The organism is Pseudomonas sp. R1-15, assembly GCF_051132085.1.
Classification (GTDB): domain Bacteria; phylum Pseudomonadota; class Gammaproteobacteria; order Pseudomonadales; family Pseudomonadaceae; genus Aquipseudomonas.
Genome location: NZ_CP071660.1, coordinates 3,083,324 through 3,098,555, shown reverse-complemented (window position 1 = coordinate 3,098,555; position 15,232 = coordinate 3,083,324). Strand labels below are relative to the sequence as shown.

Below are 15,232 nucleotides of genomic sequence, written 5' to 3'. Positions count from 1 at the left end.
ATGAGCTACGAAACGATTTTATTGGAGATCAAGGACCGTGTTGGCCTGATCACTCTCAACCGTCCCCAGGCGCTGAACGCCCTGAATGCGCAGATCGTCAGCGAGCTGAACCAGGCACTGGACCGCCTGGAGGCGGATCCGAAGATCGGCTGCATCGTCCTGACCGGCTCGAAAAAAGCCTTTGCCGCTGGCGCCGATATCAAGGAGATGGCCGAACTGACCTATCCGCAGATCTACCTGGACGATCTGTTCAGCGACAGCGACCGGGTTGCCAATCGCCGCAAGCCGATCATCGCGGCGGTGAACGGTTTTGCCTTGGGCGGCGGCTGCGAACTGGCCCTGATGTGTGACTTCATCCTGGCCGGTGACAACGCCAGGTTCGGCCAGCCGGAAATCAATCTCGGCGTGCTGCCGGGCATGGGCGGCACCCAACGCCTGACCCGTGCGGTGGGCAAGGCCAAGGCCATGGAAATGTGCCTGACCGGGCGCTTCATCGACGCGGTGGAAGCCGAGCGTTGCGGCATCGTGGCGCGCATCGTTCCGGCTGACGAGTTGCTGGAAGAAGCCCTGAAAACCGCGGCCTTGATCGCCTCCAAATCGGTGCCCATCAGCATGATGGTCAAAGAGAGCGTCAACCGCGCCTTCGAAGTCAGCCTGTCCGAGGGCGTGCGTTTTGAGCGCCGGGTATTCCACGCGGCGTTCGCCACGCTGGATCAGAAAGAAGGCATGGCGGCGTTCGTGGCCAAACGCGCGGCGGAGTTTCAGGACAAGTAATGCGGCGTTGAACCGATCCTCCGTGGCGAGGGAGCTTGCTCCCGCTCGGCTGCGCAGCAGTCGCAAAACCGGTCAATGCGATTTACCTGGAGAAAGCAGGGGCCCGCTTCGCAGGCCAGCGGGAGCAAGCTCCCTCGCCACAGCGGATGGTCTCCAGGCTGATGCTCCCACATGAACCCTGTGGGAGCGAGCCTGCTCGCGATGGGGCCAGAACATTCAGCATCGCCGGGACAGACATACCGAGTTCGCGAGCAAGCCCGCCCCCACACAAGCCCGCCCTCACAGCATTGCGATACTGAACCGATCCTCCGTGGCGAGGGGGCTTGCTCCCGCTCGGCTGCGCAGCAGTCGCAAAACCGGTCAATGCGATTTACCTGGAGAAAGCAGGGGCCCGCTTCGCAGGCCAGCGGGAGCAAGCTCCCTCGCCACAGCGGATGGTCTCCAGGCTGATGCTCCCACATGAACCCTGTGGGAGCGAGCCTGCTCGCGATGGGGCCAGAACGCTCAGCATCGCCGGGACAGCCATACCGAGTTCGCGAGCAAGCCCGCCCCCACACAAGCCCGCCCTCACAGCATTGCGATACTGAACCGATCCTCCGTGGCGAGGGGGCTTGCTCCCGCTCGGCTGCGCAGCAGTCGCAAAACCGGTCAATGCGATTTACCTGGAGAAAGCAGCGGCCCGCTTCGCAGGCCAGCGGGAGCAAGCTCCCTCGCCACAGGGGATGGTCTCCAGGCTGATGCTTCCCCTGAGCCCTGTGGGAGCGAGCCTGCTCGCGATGGGGCCAGAACATTCAGCATCGCCGGGACAGACATACCGAGTTCGCGAGCAAGCCCGCCCCCACACAAGCCCGCCCTCACAGCATTGCGATACTGAACCGATCCTCCGTGGCGAGGGAGCTTGCTCCCGCTCGGCTGCGCAGCAGTCGCAAAACCGGTCAATGCGATTAATCTGGAGAAATGCAGGGGCCCGCTTCGCAGGCCAGCGGGAGCAAGCTCCCTCGCCACAGGGGATGGTCTCCAGGCTGACGCTTCCCCTGAGCCCTGTGGGAGCGAGCCTGCTCGCGAAGCTTCTGGCATCACACCAGGTGGTGCCTGAGCTCCCGAGCAATCACCATCCGCTGAATCTCGCTCGACCCTTCGTAGATCTGGGTGATCCGCGCGTCGCGGTAATAGCGCTCCACCGGGTAATCCTCAAGATAGCCATAGCCGCCATGGATCTGAATCGCCGAGGAGCAGACTTTCTCGGCCATTTCCGAGGCGAACAGCTTGGCTTGCGACGCCTCCGACAGGCATGGCTTGCCGGCGCTGCGCAGCCGCGCGGCATGCAGGATCAGCAGGCGAGCGGCGTTCAGGCGGGTGTGCATGTCGGCCAGCAGATTGGCGATGCTCTGGTGTTCGATGATCGGTTTGTCGAACTGCACCCGATCCCGGGAATAGGCCAGAGCCGCTTCGAATGCCGCACGGGCGATGCCCAGGGCCTGGGCGGCGATGCCGATGCGCCCGCCTTCGAGGTTGGACAGGGCGATGGCCAGGCCTTTGCCCCGTGCGCCCAGCAGGTTGGCTTCGGGAATGGTGCAGTTGCTCAGCGTGACGGCACAGGTATCCGAGGCTCGAATACCCATCTTGTGTTCGGTGCGGTCAACGATGAAGCCGGGCGTGTCGGTGGGCACCAGGAACGCCGAAATGCCTTTTTTGCCAAGGTCCGCATCCGTCACGGCAAACACGATCGCCAGCTTGGCGCGCTTGCCATTGCTGACGAACTGCTTCGCGCCGTTGATTATCCATTGACCCTCTTTCAGTTCCGCCCGCGTACGCAGGTTGTGCGCCTCGGAGCCGGCCTGTGGTTCGGTCAGGCAGAAGCAGCCGATGGCCTGGCCGCTGGCGAGATCCGCCAGCCAGGTCTGTTTCTGCTCATCGCTGCCGAAATTCAGTACCGGCCCGCAACCTACGGAGTTGTGGATGCTCATCAGTGCTCCGGTAGCACCGTCACCTGCCGAGATTTCCTCCACCGCCAGGGCGTAGGCCACGTAGTCGACATAGGTACCGCCCCATTCCTCGGGCACCACCATGCCCAGCAGGCCCAGTTCGCCCATTTTTGCCACCAGCCCATCGTCGATCCAGCCGGCTTTTTCCCAGGCCTGGGCGTGGGGCGCGATTTCACCGCGGGCGAAATCACGGGCCATGTCGCGGATCATCACTTGTTCTTCGGTCAGCTCAAGGTCGTGCATGTTCAATTCCCGTGGTAGTCGAAGCCGTCGAAGAAACTCGCCACATGGTCGGCGTCCAGCGCCTCCAGGGTCGGTGGGTTCCAGCGCGGGTTCTTGTCTTTATCGATCAGCAGGGCACGTACGCCTTCGATCAGGTCGCCGCGCGCGAACCATTGCCGGTCCAGGTGCAGCTCCAGGGCAAAACAGTCTTCCAGGCTCAGGTGCCGGCCGCGTCGCAGCATTTCGAGGGTCACCGCCATCGCCAGGGGCGAGCGGGTTTCCAGCAGCTCGGCGGTCTTTAGCGCCCACTCGTGGCTGTTGGCGACCGTGACCTGGCGCAACTGCTCGACCATGCTCGGTACATCCGGCAGGGCGAAGAAATGATCGATGGCCGGCCGCAAGTCGGCCAGGGGCGGGGCAGGCAACTGTTGGACCGCCATTTTCGCCAGCAGGCTTTGCAGGTCCTTGAGCGGTGAATCGCGCCAGTCCAGGCGGTCGAGACGTTCATCGAGCTGGGTCATTTTCTGGCTGTCGAGATACCAGTCGGCCAGCCCGCAGTACAGTGCGTCGGCAGCGCGGATCTGCACCCCGCTGACGCCCAGGTAGATACCCAGTTCACCGGGAATGCGCGGCAGGAAATAGCTGCCACCGACATCCGGGAAATAACCAATGCCGACTTCCGGCATGCCCAGTCGGCTGCGCTCGGTCACCACCCGCAGGTCGGCGCCTTGCACCAGACCCATGCCGCCGCCCAGCACGAAGCCGTCCATCAAGGCGAGGATCGGTTTGCGGTAATGGTGGATAGTCAGGTCGAGGGCGTATTCCTCGACGAAGAAATCTTCGTGCAGGGTGTCGCCCTGCTTGTGGCTGTCGTACAGCGAGCGGATATCGCCGCCCGCACAAAACGCCTTGTCGCCGGCACCGCGCAAGACAACGGCGCGGATCTGCGAATCGGTGGCCCAGCTATCGAGTTGCTGCTGCAAGCTGCGCACCATGCCCAGGGTCAGGGCATTCAGGCCGGCGGGGCGGTTCAGGGTCAGGTGGCCGATGTGGTTGCGAACGTCGACCAACACCTCGTAAGGCGCGGTTTCGATGCTGCCCGCAGCTTGGGATGAAACCTGAACTGTCATCGCTAACTCCCTGCTTTTATTGTTCTTTATAAATTTTTAAGCGCGTACCCGGTCGGGATCGTAACAGCGCAAATTTGCATTGCACAACCGGGATACGTGCAGGTCCTGTCTGCATATTTATAGCAGCCACAGGCTCAGCCGCGACCCGACAGCACCTCGGTGATGCTGCGACGCTTGGCATGCCGCTCGCTGGCGTGGATCAATTGTTCGAGATCTTCGGGGGTTACGTCGAAGAATGCTTCCATTTCCTCAAGCGCAAGTTTCAAGTCTCCGGCGGTGATCGCCTGGCGATCGACGGGGGGATGGTCGGCGGGAATTACCGCTACCGGCTCGCTGGCACGCTTGGGATAGCGCACCCGCGTGAGGTTGTTGTAGGCCAGCGCGAAGACGAGCAGGCCGGAGCCGGCCAGCATGGCGGCGCCAAGCGCCTGCCAGTCGAGGGCGACGATGGTTGCGTCTGCCAGCACCAGCGTCGCCGCCAGGGCGCCGGCCGGTGGATGCAGGCAACGCAGCCAGCACATCAGCACCAGCGCCATGCCGGCCGCCAGGCATGCGCTACCCAGCGTGCGGCCGAGCACATGGGCGACCAGCAACGCCACGACCGACGCGCACAGATAACCACCGAAGATCGACCAGGGTTGGGCCAGGGCACCCGATGACACCGCAAACAACAGCACGGCCGAGGCGCCGAGCGGGCCGATCAGGTGTTGCGCCACTTCAAGACCGAATACCTGGCCACAGAGCCAGACACTGAACATTGTTCCAAGGGCCATGCCGATGGCGGCGCGACTCCATTCGGTGGGGCGGGTATTGATAGCAGCGGGGAACCAGCGAGCAAGCATCAAGCGAACATCCAAAAAACGAACAAAAAAAGGGGCTTACGGGAGAATCCCTGAAAGCCCTTTAAGTGTTCCAACAATTGGGGGAGGAACGGTACACAGTGTGCCGCTCGCCAACCTTGCTTACAAATTCATATTAATGCTGGTTGAGTGCATTTATTTTGAAGCAACCAACGTCAGGCACTTCTGGCTCGCGGCCACGACGGCTGCGCGATGGGTAATTCGCGGGATTGCCCCCGGCCCATCGGGAAATAGCTGAAGCCTTTGTCGGCCATGCGATCCGGGTCGTAGAGGTTGCGCCCGTCAAAAATCACCGGCGCCTTGAGGCGTTGCTGGATCAACTGGAAGTCCGGCGCCTTGAACGACTGCCATTCGGTGCAGATGATCAACGCGTCGGCCCCGGCCAGCACCGATTCCGGTGTGCCCATGAGCATCAGTTTCGCCTCGTTGGGATAGAGCAGTTGGGTCTGTTGCATGGCCTCCGGATCAAACGCCCGGACGCTGGCCCCGGCGGACCACAGCGCTTCCAACAGGGTGCGACTGGGCGCGTCGCGCATGTCGTCGGTGTTGGGCTTGAAGGCCAGGCCCCACAGTGCAAAGGTCTTGCCCCGCAGGTCACCCTGGTAGAAGGCCTGGATGCGTTCGAACAACTTGTGTTTCTGCCGCTGGTTGATGGTTTCCACCGCTTGCAGCAGATCGCTGGAGCAACGCGCCTGCTCGGCCGTGTGGATCAAGGCGCGCATGTCCTTGGGGAAACATGAACCGCCGTAGCCGCAGCCTGGGTAGATGAAGTGATAGCCGATGCGCGAGTCGGCGCCGATACCCTGGCGCACCGACTCGATGTCGGCGCCGAGGTGTTCGGCCAGTTCGGCGATCTGGTTGATGAAGCTGATCTTGGTCGCCAGCATGCCGTTGGCGGCGTATTTGGTCAGCTCCGCGCTGCGCACGTCCATGAACAGGATACGGTCGTGGTTGCGGTTGAACGGCGCATACAGGTCGCGCATGGTTTCGCGTACCTCCTCACGCTCGCAGCCGATCACGATGCGATCCGGGCGGCGGCAATCGGCGACCGCCGAGCCTTCCTTGAGAAATTCGGGGTTGGAGACAATATCGAACTGCAGCAAGCGCCCTGCCTTGAGCAGGCATCGATCGATGTGCGCCCGCAGGATGTCGCCGGTGCCCACCGGCACGGTGGACTTCTCCACGACAACAATGGGCTGTTCGCGATGGCGGGCGACCGCCTCACCAACGGCGAGGACTTGGCGCAGATCCGCCGAGCCGTCCTCCCTGGAGGGTGTTCCCACGGCAATAAACAGGACCTGCCCATGCTGCACCGCAACCTGTTCATCACAAGTAAAGCGCAAACGCCCGGCTTCCAGCCCCTCGCGCACCAACGTCGCCAGGCCCGGTTCGAAAATGCTCACCTGGCCCTGACGCAAGAGCTCGATCTTCTGCTCATCGATGTCCATGCACACCACGTCATGACCGACCTCGGCCAACACGACGGCTTGCACCAATCCAACGTAACCACTGCCGAACACACTGATTTTCATGGCGGACTCCCTGGACCATCCCGAGCGGGCGCCGGCAGCGGTTCGCCGCGGCGTGCTCATCCGAGAATAAGTCCGGGATGTTGCAGTTCACTGACAGCTTGCAGGAGGCTCGCTCACCACCAACCGGTACGGCGCTGGCAGTTGCCCCACGTAGTCGTCCACCACCTCCCGCGTCAGGCTGACGATGTCTTCGACACGCTCCATGCCGGCGCCGGTCCGCCAACTGGCGACGATGTCCATGACCGACGGCAGCGGCACGCCGTCCACCAGCGTCAAGCTGCCCTGGTTCAATTCGCCTACCACCAGCGCCGCCGGCATGGCGCCGATACCAAAGCCGTCACGAACCAGGCGGGTGATCGCCGAGGCGGAATTCACGCAATTGATCCGCGGCGAGACGATGTTGGCCGAGTGCAGCATGTTCAGGAGATCCTGATGGGGCCGGGAGTTGCGCGAGAAGGTCACGATGCGCTCTTGGGACAGTTCGTCCAGCGATGCATAGTGACGGTCATAGGATGAGCCGCTGCGCACCACCCAGTGCATTGGATAACGCGTCAGGAGCGCATTGCGCACGCTGTCGAGGCGCAGGATGTCGGTCTGGAAAATGATGTCCTGGTAGCCTTTCTCCAGTTGCGTGCACAGGTTGCTCGCGGTGTCGGCCGACAGTTCGATTTCCAGCGCCGGGTAGCATTCCATCAGGCGCGTGACCAACGGGCTGAGCCAGGTATGGATCACCGTGTCCATCGCGCCGATGCGAATCCGCCCGCGTACCTGGCGCGGGTCCTTGATCACGGCTTTCATGCTGTGCATGGTGTCCATGATGCGCTCGGCGTACTCCAGCACCCGCTGGCCTTCGGAAGTCAATGACACGCCCTTGGAATCACGCACGAACAGACGCACGCCCAACTCGTCTTCCAGGGCTGCAATTCGGCTGGAAATCGACGCCTGGGTGGTGAACAGCTTTTCCGCCGTGAGGCGAAAGCTCTTCAGGCGGGCGACCCAGACGAAGGTTTCCAGAAACTTGATATTCATGGGCGGCGGCTCCTGAAACGGGCGGGGCTAGGTATTGGATTGTCCGGTAGCGCCGGTGATCAACCGGTCCTGCAATCCCTGGACGAGAGGTATTGGACCACGTCTTCAAGCGCCCTTGAATCCGGCACCTCGCCGAGGACCGCAGCGGCGTCGCACCACGGATATTCCAGACCCGACACCCAGGCCATGACTTCCGTAAGCTCGGCTGCCGGCAGGGTCTTCATGTGTTCGATGGTTATCGTGAGCCCCTCGGACAGCCCGGACTCGGAGCTGAATCGCCAGTCGTAGCGGCCACAACCGACCCTGACCTCACCGCTGTGTTTATCCGACATCGCGACCAACCATTTACACTCGTAGGTGCGGACGTTGGCATGAGGAGGGTTGCCCAGGCAGAACGTGTAGACGTTTTCGAACGCCTGGTTGAACCGGCTTACCAGCACGTCACCGATCGCGCCACGACCTTCGACATGCTCCGGGAAGGCGATGGAGCCGGTGCGGACCACCATGTCCAGGACTGCGTCCTGGATGAAGGCCTGGTCCAGCAGGTGAGGGCGGTTGCCGTCCTTGGCGCGGATGTAATGTTCGATTGATCGCTGCGGGCTGTTCATCAGATCTCCATTTCAGGTCGGGTATCACAACGCGCTGTTCAAGACGTCGGTCACCAGCATACAACCCGGCGCGTGAGTGATGCACAGCGGCGGTCGCGAAGCCTGCACCACCGATTGCGGCGTCACGCCACAGGCCCAGAACACCGGGATCTCGTCGGCTTGCACCGGCACCGCGTCGCCATAGTCCGGCGTGTCCAAAGAATGAATGCCGATCAACGACGGATCACCCATGTGGACCGGGGCGCCATGGACGCTGGGCATGCGTCCGGTGATCTGGATCGCCTGGATCGCCGCGGCGGCCTTCATCGGGCGCATGCTCACGACCATTTTGCCAGACAGGCGCGCGGTGGCGCGCGTGTCGATGTTGGTGCGAAACATGGCGACGTTGCGCCCCAGGTCGATGTGTCTCAGGCGTATACCGGCCTCCAGCAGGGGTTGCTCGAACGAGAACGAGCAGCCGAGAGCGAAGGTCACCATGTCGTCCTGCCACAGGTGTTCGATGTCCATCGGCTCTTCGCTCAACTCGCCGTGACGAAAGACCCGATAGCGCGGCACTTCGTGGCGGATATCGATGGGCGCGCCGAGGTTGCGCAGGAACGGATCCCCCGGTTCGCTCACGTCCAGGACCGGACACGCCTGGCGGTTGAGCGTGCAGTAGCGCAGGAACTCGTCGGCCCAGTCACCCGGCAGGATCACGATGTTGGCTTGCACCCGGCCCTGGCCCAGGCCGCTGGTGTGGCCGTGGTAGCGACCGGCCGCGATGTTCTGGCGCAGGGCCTGGGCCGAACACTGCTGCAGTTGTTCGAATGTCAGGGCGGACGGCGGCATCTGGGATCTCCATTGGTTTTTTGTTAGAGCTTCTTTGTAGAAGCCCCGGACGACGGCGTCCAACAAGGAAAACTGGTACCCCCTGACAACAAAAAGTTATCCGACGCTCAAGGCAGCGAAGTCAGACCAGCTGCGACCCGCCATGCATCAGATTTTTTTATGCCCGAGCCGGCTTTTTTCCCGTTTGACGCTGTCCAGCGCCGGTGGGAAGAATCTGCCCCGACGTCAAGGTTGTTCGCTTGAACGATTGATATCCCGTGGCGAGGGAGCTTGCTCCCGCTTGAGCGCGAAGCGTTCATAAAATGGGTCTGCTGCGCAGCCCAGCGGGAGCAAGCTCCCTCGCCACGGGTTCATCGTCTCTCTTGCGAGAACGTCACGCCGCCTCCATGGGCGACGTTCAAGACACTGCCCCAAACAATAAGCGAGGCGCGCCAGCCGTCCCCGACGGGAACACTCGCGCCCATAAAAAAGGAGCACGCCATGCACCGCTTCATCGCTAATCATTTCAACCGTAAACCCGTGGGCACCTTGCTCGGCCTCGGTCTGATGAGCGCGTCGAGTGCTCACGCCGATGTCATCAGCGACAGCAAGGCCAGCCTGGAAGCCCGCAACTTCTACTTCAACCGCGATTTTCGGCAGGAGGGCGCGCGGGACAAGGCCGAAGAGTGGGCGCAAGGCTTCCTGTTGCGCATCGAGTCGGGCTACACCGCCGGGACCTTGGGGTTCGGGCTGGACGCGTTGGCCATGGCCGGTTTCAAACTGGATTCGGGCGGCGGCACGGCAGGCACCAATCTGTTGCCGGCAGACTCGTCCGGGGGTTCCCAGGACCGCTACGGCGAACTTGGCCTCACCGCGAAGGCACGCTTGTCCAACAGCACCCTGAAAGTGGGCACCCTGCAAATCAAGGACCCGGTGGTCAATTCCAACGATACGCGCCTGCTCCCCGGGACCTTCAAGGGCGGGCTGTTGAGCGTGCAGGAAATCGACCGTCTGAAGCTGACTGCCGGGCAGCTTACACAGATCAACTTCGTCGACTCCACCCACTATCAGGACATGACGGCCAACCGCATTGGAGGGATCAGCGACCACTTCCAGTTCGCCGGAGCGGACTACCAGTTCCTGCCGAATCTCACCGCGCAATACCGCTACGGCAAACTGGAGGACATCTACCAGCAGAACTACCTGGGCTTGGTCCATAGCCTGGACCTGGGCGCGGGCCAATCATTGAAAAGCGACGTGCGTTATTCCCGCAGCACCGAGGACGGCAGCTTCCGCGCTATCGACAACCAGGCGTTCGGCGCGATGTTCACCTATAGCCTCGATGGGCACGCGCTGGGCCTGGGTTACCAGCGCATGAGCGGCGACGACCCATTTCCCTACATCTCGCGCAGCGATCCGTATTTGGTCAACTTCGTCCAGATCGGTGATTTCGCCAATGTCGACGAGCGCTCCTGGCAGGCCCGTTACGACTACAACTTTGCCGGCCTCGGCGTGCCGGGACTGACGTTCATGACCCGCTACATCAGTGGCGACAACGTGCAACGCAGCGCGCCGGGTGAAGGCAAGGAATGGGAGCGCAACAGCGATATCGCCTATGTGATCCAGGACGGCACGTTGAAGGGGCTGGGGCTCAAATGGCGCAATGCCTCGGTGCGCTCGAACTTCGGCAATGACCTGGACGAAAATCGCCTGATCGTCAGTTACTCGATGGCGCTGTGGTGACGGCGCGCCGGGCAGCCGTCAGGCCTTGACCCAGCGCTGGCGGCTCCAACTGCTCAGGGTATCGACTATGAAGACCAGCAACAGCATGGCCAGGATCACCGTGCTGCCTTGGGCTTCCTGGAACAGGCTGAGGCTGACATAGAGCATCTGGCCCAGGCCGCCGGCGCCGACGAAGCCCAGCACACTGGCCATACGAATGTTGTTCTCCCAGCGGTAGAGGGTGTAGGCGAGCAGCTGCGGCATCAGGTTGGGCAGGGTGCCGTAGCAGAAAGCCGCGAGCGCGCTGCCACCTTGCAAACGGATCGCATCGGCGGGCTGCGACGGGGTGTTTTCCAGCGCCTCGGCGAACAGCCGGCCGAGCACGCCGATGGTGTGCAGGGTCAGCGCCAGCGTACCGGCATTGGGGCCGAGCCCGGCGGCAAACACCATCAGCGCCGCCCACACCAGTTCCGGAACCGCGCGCAACGCGTTCAACACCAGGCGCGAGACGCTTTGCAACGGCCAGCCAAGGCGCCCGGCGGCCGGCAGTGCCAGTGCCAGCCCCAGCACCGCCGCGAGCAATGTGCCAATGGCGGACATGGCGATGGTTTCCAGCGCGCCGTGGCCGATCGCCTTGAGGTACGCCGGGCTCAGGTCCGGACTGAGGAAGCGTTGCGCATAAGCGGCCATCTGCTTGAGGCTCGCGCTGTCACCCAACGCGCCCAGGTCGATGCCCAGATAGCCGAACGAAGCGACGACCGCCGCACAAATGCCCAGCAGCAATAGCACGTTGAACAGCCGACTCATGCCAGTCTCCAGCGCAGCAGGCGGCTGAGCTGATCGGCGAACATCACCAGCACCAGGAAGGTCAGCAGCAGGCTGGCCACTTCACCGCCGGCGAACATGCGCAACGACAGGTCCATCTGCTGGCCCAGGCCACCCGCGCCGACAAAACCCATCACCACTGACGCGCGGATGGCGCATTCCCAGCGGTACACGGTGTACGACAGCAGCTCAGCGGCGACGTTGGGCAGGATCCCGTAGCAGAACGCCGCGAGCCGGCCGCTGCCGGCCTGCATCAAAGCGTGTGCCGGGCGCTGGTCGACCGATTCGAAGATTTCCGCATAGACCTTGCCCAGCATCCCGCTGTAAGTGATGGCGATGGCCAGCACCCCGGCCGTCGGACCCAGGCCGACAGCTCGCACGAAGAGCAAGGCCCAGACGATTTCCGGCACGCTGCGCAGGAAGATCAACAGACCGCGTATCGGCCAACGCAACCATTGACCGAGATTGCCAGGCCTGCCGGAGCGGTAGGCGGCCGACAACGACAATGCGCGACTGGCCAGCAGGCTGGCGGGGACCGCCACCAGCAGCGCCAGGGCCATGCCGGCGGTGGCAATCGCCAATGTCTGCAGGGTGGCTTGCAGCAGCAGGTCGACAAACGTTTCGTCATGGGCCGGTGGCCAGAACGCCGCGACGAACCGGCCCATCTCACTCTGGCTGTCGCTGGCCAGCAGCACGCCGAGGTCGACCTCGCTGAAACGAATGCCCGGCCACAGCAGGGCCAGGGCCAACAGGGTCAGGAGCAGGCGAGGGCGGCTGGCGGGGTCCCGGGCGTCACGCTTCAGCATCGCGGAATCTGCACGCTCGTAGGGAGTGGAGGGCTCGACATGGACTCCAATTGCTCGTTGGCATAAAGCGTGTCGAGCAGTTGGCGGTCGACCGCTTCGGTCGGCAAGTCGAACAGAATCTGCCCGTCACGCAGACCGATGATCCGGGAAAAATGCGCCAGCGCCAGCTCTACCGCGTGCAGGCTGGTGACCAGGGTCACGCGGTGCTCCCGGGCATGCTGGCAGAGCACCGCAAGTGTGTGCTCGGCCAACACCGGGTCCATCGCCGATACCGGCTCGTCCGCAAGTAATACCTCGGGCGCCTGGTACAACACGCGGGCAATGCCGACACGTTGCAGCTGCCCGCCGGACAACTGCTGGCATTGCGCGAACAGCTTGTCGCCCAGGTCCAGCCGGGCCAACGCTGCCCGAGCCCCGGGAATGTCCAGCGGGTGCAGCAGGTTCAGCAGGCTCTTGCCCAGGCCCCACTGGCCGAGCTTGCCGGCCAGCACTGCGGTGACCACCCGTAGGCGCGGCGGCAGGGGAGGCGCCTGGTGGACCAGGCCGATGCGCGCGCGCAGACGCTGCCGCCGGCGCGCGGACAATTGCCAGACTGGCTCGCCCAGTACCTGCACCTCGCCAGCGCCCGGCCGCAGGGCGGTTGCGAGCACATTGAGCAGGCTCGACTTGCCCGCGCCGGACGGGCCGATAATGGCGACCTGTTCCCCCGCGCCAATGTGGAGATCCACGCCACGCAGCGCCTGCGCACCGTTGGTGTGGATGACGCTGGCTCGGGTCAGACGTAATGTCATTTCAGCAGTTCGGCGGCGCGTGCGGCTTCTTCGATGCCTTTGTAGTTCTCGGGCTTGGTCTCGATGAAGCGGCTGGCGGCCTGCAGATCAAGGATTTCCTTGTCCTTCGGGTTCGCCGGATCGAGGTCCAGGAACGCCGCCTTGATCTTGGCAGCCAGTGCCGGGTCGAGCGTGCCGCGCACGGTCCAGTTGTAATCGAAGTAGGCCGGGGTAGTCGCGAACACCTTGACCTTGCTGGTGTCGACCTTGCCGGACGCCACCAGTTTGTCCCAGACGCTGGCGTTGAGCACGCCGGCATCGACCTTGCCCGCCTGGACCCAGGCGGCCGTCGCATCATGGGCGCCCGAGTAGCCGACGCGGCTGAAATAGGTTTCCGGCTTGATGCCGTCCTTGAGCATGAAATAACGCGGCATCAGGCTGCCGGAGGTGGAAGAGATCGAACCGAAGGCAAAGCTTTTGCCCTTGAGGTCGGCCAGGGATTTGACCGCAGGGTCGGCGCTGATGAATTTACTGGTGAACTGGGCATCCTGTTCGCGCTGCACCAGCGGAATGGCGTTACCCGTCTTCAGGCGGGCCTGCACGAAGGTGAAACCGCCCAGCCAGGCCAGGTCGATCCGGTCGGTCGCCAGCGCCTCGACCACGGCGGGGTAATCGCTCACCGGTACGAACTCGACTTTCATGCCGATTTTCTGCTCCAGGTACGCCCCCAGCGGCTTGAACTTGCGCAGCAGTTCGGTCGGCGCTTCATCGGGAATCGCGCTGACCTTCAAGGTATCCGCCGCCTGCGTCAGAAGGGAGCTCAGGGACAGGGTCAAACCGACGGCCAGTGCCAGGGTACGCTTGAGCATGTAAATCTCCGGTGCATGTAGGGCGTGAGTGTTCAAGCGCCAGGCACGCTTTGAGGAGCCGCGTTGGCCTGGCGCATTGTGAGGGTAGACGAACAGGTGCAATCTTGATCGTTTCTGCCGACCAGGTAAATCCTGGCCCGTTTCGATGCGGGGATGCTACAAGGTCAAAGCCGCGATGCAAGCGTAATGCTGTTCAACCAAGACAATCGACAAACCCGTGGCGAGGGAGCTTGCTCCCGTTGGGCCGAGATTCGGCCCCAAAACCTGCCAGATCGGAGTATCAGACACACCGCACCCGGCGCTTTACGACTGCTTCGCAGCCGAGCGGGAGCAAGCTCCCTAGCCACAAATAGATCATTTTTCTCAAGTAGATTGTCCCGTCACTTTTCTGGAGCGTCACAACATGCTCAGCGCCGAGCTGAAGTCTTTCCACATGGTCGCTCGCCTGGCCAGCGTCACCCAGGCGGCCAAGAAACTCGGGCTCAGCCAGCCGACGGTGACCACGCAGATCCGCAGCCTGGAAGCCCAGTACGGCGTCGAACTGTTCTATCGCGGCGGGCGCCGCCTGACACTCAGTGACCAGGGCGCGCAGCTGTTGCCGATGGTGCAGAAACTGTTGCAGCAGGAGGCCGACATCGAGTTTTTCCTGCGCAACAGCGGCCAGGTGCAAGGCACGTTGCGCATCGGTGCCACCGCGCCGTATTACGTGCTGGATATCATCAAGGCTTTTCGCGAGCAGTTTGCGTTGTGCGAAGTGACCCTGGAAATCGGCAACTCACTGCAGGTCATCGAGGCGCTGGAGGAGTATCGCGTGGACCTGGCCGCATCCTCGCAACTGGTCGAGGATGCGCGCCTGACCCGGCTGGTGCTGGGGCACGATCCACTGGTGCTGGCGGTACATCGCGAGCACCCATTGGCCAGCCACGACCGGGTCGCGCCGAGCGCCCTGGCCGGGCATTGCCTGCTGATGCGCGAAACCGGCTCCACCACCCGCGCGCTCACCACAACGCTGCTGCGCGAGGCCGGTGTGGCGACCGGGCCGCTGCTGGAGATCGGCAGTCGCGAGTCGATTCGCGAAGCGGTCCTGCGCAACATCGGCATCAGCATCATCGCCCGTCACGAGGTGCCGGAGAATCCACAGCTCAAGGTGGTCGAGCTGGAAGGCGCGCCGCTGATCGCCGAGTATCTGTACTGCCTCAAGGAGCGCCGCCAGGCCCGGCTGCCGTCGGCATTCCTCGGCCTGGCACGAGAGACCAGCGCATCCTGAATTCGCTACACAAATCCGCTGATGCC

The 15,232-nt window shown here is 63.1% G+C and carries 14 protein-coding genes; 3 read left to right on the top strand and 11 right to left on the bottom strand.

Annotation, left to right across the window (positions count from 1 at the left end):
- Positions 1–774, top strand: a complete 774-nt coding sequence (locus J3P97_RS13950) for an enoyl-CoA hydratase (RefSeq protein ID WP_434671970.1) — start codon at positions 1–3, stop codon at positions 772–774.
- A gap of 1,076 nt (positions 775–1,850) precedes the next feature.
- Here J3P97_RS13950 and J3P97_RS13945 read toward each other — a convergent pair.
- The 7 genes from J3P97_RS13945 to J3P97_RS13915 all read right to left on the bottom strand — a co-directional run bounded on the left by J3P97_RS13945 (position 1,851) and on the right by J3P97_RS13915 (position 8,968).
- Complete coding sequence (locus J3P97_RS13945) at positions 1,851–3,002, bottom strand: acyl-CoA dehydrogenase family protein (RefSeq protein ID WP_434671969.1); 1,152 nt, start codon at positions 3,000–3,002, stop codon at positions 1,851–1,853.
- 2 nt (positions 3,003–3,004) lie between these two features.
- Positions 3,005–4,111 (bottom strand): enoyl-CoA hydratase/isomerase family protein, encoded by a 1,107-nt coding sequence (locus tag J3P97_RS13940; protein ID WP_434671968.1) that lies wholly within the window; start codon positions 4,109–4,111, stop codon positions 3,005–3,007.
- Between the two features lie 134 nt (positions 4,112–4,245).
- Positions 4,246–4,953 carry an HPP family protein gene (locus tag J3P97_RS13935; RefSeq protein ID WP_434671967.1) on the bottom strand — a complete coding sequence of 236 codons (708 nt, stop codon included), beginning with the start codon at positions 4,951–4,953 and terminating at the stop codon, positions 4,246–4,248.
- Positions 4,954–5,126: 173 nt separating this feature from the next.
- Positions 5,127–6,503 (bottom strand): UDP-glucose dehydrogenase family protein, encoded by a 1,377-nt coding sequence (locus J3P97_RS13930; RefSeq protein WP_434671966.1) that lies wholly within the window; start codon positions 6,501–6,503, stop codon positions 5,127–5,129.
- Between the two features lie 87 nt (positions 6,504–6,590).
- Positions 6,591–7,532, bottom strand: coding sequence for a LysR family transcriptional regulator (locus J3P97_RS13925; RefSeq protein ID WP_434671965.1), 942 nt, complete (start codon positions 7,530–7,532; stop codon positions 6,591–6,593).
- Between the two features lie 59 nt (positions 7,533–7,591).
- A complete protein-coding gene (locus J3P97_RS13920; protein ID WP_434671964.1) occupies positions 7,592–8,140 on the bottom strand; it encodes a hypothetical protein in 549 nt (182 codons plus the stop codon).
- Positions 8,141–8,164: 24 nt separating this feature from the next.
- Positions 8,165–8,968 (bottom strand): putative hydro-lyase, encoded by an 804-nt coding sequence (locus tag J3P97_RS13915; protein WP_434671963.1) that lies wholly within the window; start codon positions 8,966–8,968, stop codon positions 8,165–8,167.
- A gap of 480 nt (positions 8,969–9,448) precedes the next feature.
- On the opposite strand from J3P97_RS13915, the gene J3P97_RS13910 reads away from it, so the two are divergent.
- Positions 9,449–10,690 (top strand): OprD family porin, encoded by a 1,242-nt coding sequence (locus tag J3P97_RS13910; protein WP_434671962.1) that lies wholly within the window; start codon positions 9,449–9,451, stop codon positions 10,688–10,690.
- Positions 10,691–10,708: 18 nt separating this feature from the next.
- Here J3P97_RS13910 and phnE read toward each other — a convergent pair whose 3' ends face one another.
- Genes phnE through J3P97_RS13890 form a run of 4 tightly spaced genes read right to left on the bottom strand, consistent with a single transcriptional unit; the run spans position 10,709 to position 13,939 of the window.
- Positions 10,709–11,476 carry a phosphonate ABC transporter, permease protein PhnE gene (phnE, locus tag J3P97_RS13905; protein WP_434671961.1) on the bottom strand — a complete coding sequence of 256 codons (768 nt, stop codon included), beginning with the start codon at positions 11,474–11,476 and terminating at the stop codon, positions 10,709–10,711.
- Positions 11,473–12,300: a PhnE/PtxC family ABC transporter permease gene (locus J3P97_RS13900; RefSeq protein ID WP_434671960.1), complete on the bottom strand. Its 828-nt coding sequence runs from the start codon at positions 12,298–12,300 to the stop codon at positions 11,473–11,475. Before J3P97_RS13900 ends, phnE begins: the two co-directional genes overlap by 4 nt.
- A complete protein-coding gene (locus J3P97_RS13895; protein WP_434671959.1) occupies positions 12,294–13,091 on the bottom strand; it encodes a phosphonate ABC transporter ATP-binding protein in 798 nt (265 codons plus the stop codon). The genes J3P97_RS13900 and J3P97_RS13895 overlap by 7 nt, the downstream gene beginning before the upstream one ends.
- The gene (locus tag J3P97_RS13890) at positions 13,088–13,939 is read right to left on the bottom strand and encodes a putative selenate ABC transporter substrate-binding protein (protein ID WP_434671958.1); all 852 of its coding nucleotides are present in this window, start codon (positions 13,937–13,939) and stop codon (positions 13,088–13,090) included. The genes J3P97_RS13895 and J3P97_RS13890 overlap by 4 nt, the downstream gene beginning before the upstream one ends.
- A gap of 403 nt (positions 13,940–14,342) precedes the next feature.
- Here J3P97_RS13890 and J3P97_RS13885 point away from each other — a divergent pair, with 403 nt between their 5' ends.
- Positions 14,343–15,206, top strand: a complete 864-nt coding sequence (locus J3P97_RS13885) for a LysR substrate-binding domain-containing protein (RefSeq protein WP_434568379.1) — start codon at positions 14,343–14,345, stop codon at positions 15,204–15,206.
- Positions 15,207–15,232: the final 26 nt, after the last annotated feature.

What these genes read in the sequence shown, in the direction of transcription:
- J3P97_RS13950 (WP_434671970.1), top strand. Translation starts at nt 1, where the DNA reads ATGAGCTACGAAACGATTTTATTGGAGATCAAGGACCGTGTTGGCCTG.
- J3P97_RS13945 (WP_434671969.1), bottom strand. Translation starts at nt 3,002, where the DNA reads ATGCACGACCTTGAGCTGACCGAAGAACAAGTGATGATCCGCGACATG.
- J3P97_RS13940 (WP_434671968.1), bottom strand. Translation starts at nt 4,111, where the DNA reads ATGACAGTTCAGGTTTCATCCCAAGCTGCGGGCAGCATCGAAACCGCG.
- J3P97_RS13935 (WP_434671967.1), bottom strand. Translation starts at nt 4,953, where the DNA reads ATGCTTGCTCGCTGGTTCCCCGCTGCTATCAATACCCGCCCCACCGAA.
- J3P97_RS13930 (WP_434671966.1), bottom strand. Translation starts at nt 6,503, where the DNA reads ATGAAAATCAGTGTGTTCGGCAGTGGTTACGTTGGATTGGTGCAAGCC.
- J3P97_RS13925 (WP_434671965.1), bottom strand. Translation starts at nt 7,532, where the DNA reads ATGAATATCAAGTTTCTGGAAACCTTCGTCTGGGTCGCCCGCCTGAAG.
- J3P97_RS13920 (WP_434671964.1), bottom strand. Translation starts at nt 8,140, where the DNA reads ATGAACAGCCCGCAGCGATCAATCGAACATTACATCCGCGCCAAGGAC.
- J3P97_RS13915 (WP_434671963.1), bottom strand. Translation starts at nt 8,968, where the DNA reads ATGCCGCCGTCCGCCCTGACATTCGAACAACTGCAGCAGTGTTCGGCC.
- J3P97_RS13910 (WP_434671962.1), top strand. Translation starts at nt 9,449, where the DNA reads ATGCACCGCTTCATCGCTAATCATTTCAACCGTAAACCCGTGGGCACC.
- phnE (WP_434671961.1), bottom strand. Translation starts at nt 11,476, where the DNA reads ATGAGTCGGCTGTTCAACGTGCTATTGCTGCTGGGCATTTGTGCGGCG.
- J3P97_RS13900 (WP_434671960.1), bottom strand. Translation starts at nt 12,300, where the DNA reads ATGCTGAAGCGTGACGCCCGGGACCCCGCCAGCCGCCCTCGCCTGCTC.
- J3P97_RS13895 (WP_434671959.1), bottom strand. Translation starts at nt 13,091, where the DNA reads ATGACATTACGTCTGACCCGAGCCAGCGTCATCCACACCAACGGTGCG.
- J3P97_RS13890 (WP_434671958.1), bottom strand. Translation starts at nt 13,939, where the DNA reads ATGCTCAAGCGTACCCTGGCACTGGCCGTCGGTTTGACCCTGTCCCTG.
- J3P97_RS13885 (WP_434568379.1), top strand. Translation starts at nt 14,343, where the DNA reads ATGCTCAGCGCCGAGCTGAAGTCTTTCCACATGGTCGCTCGCCTGGCC.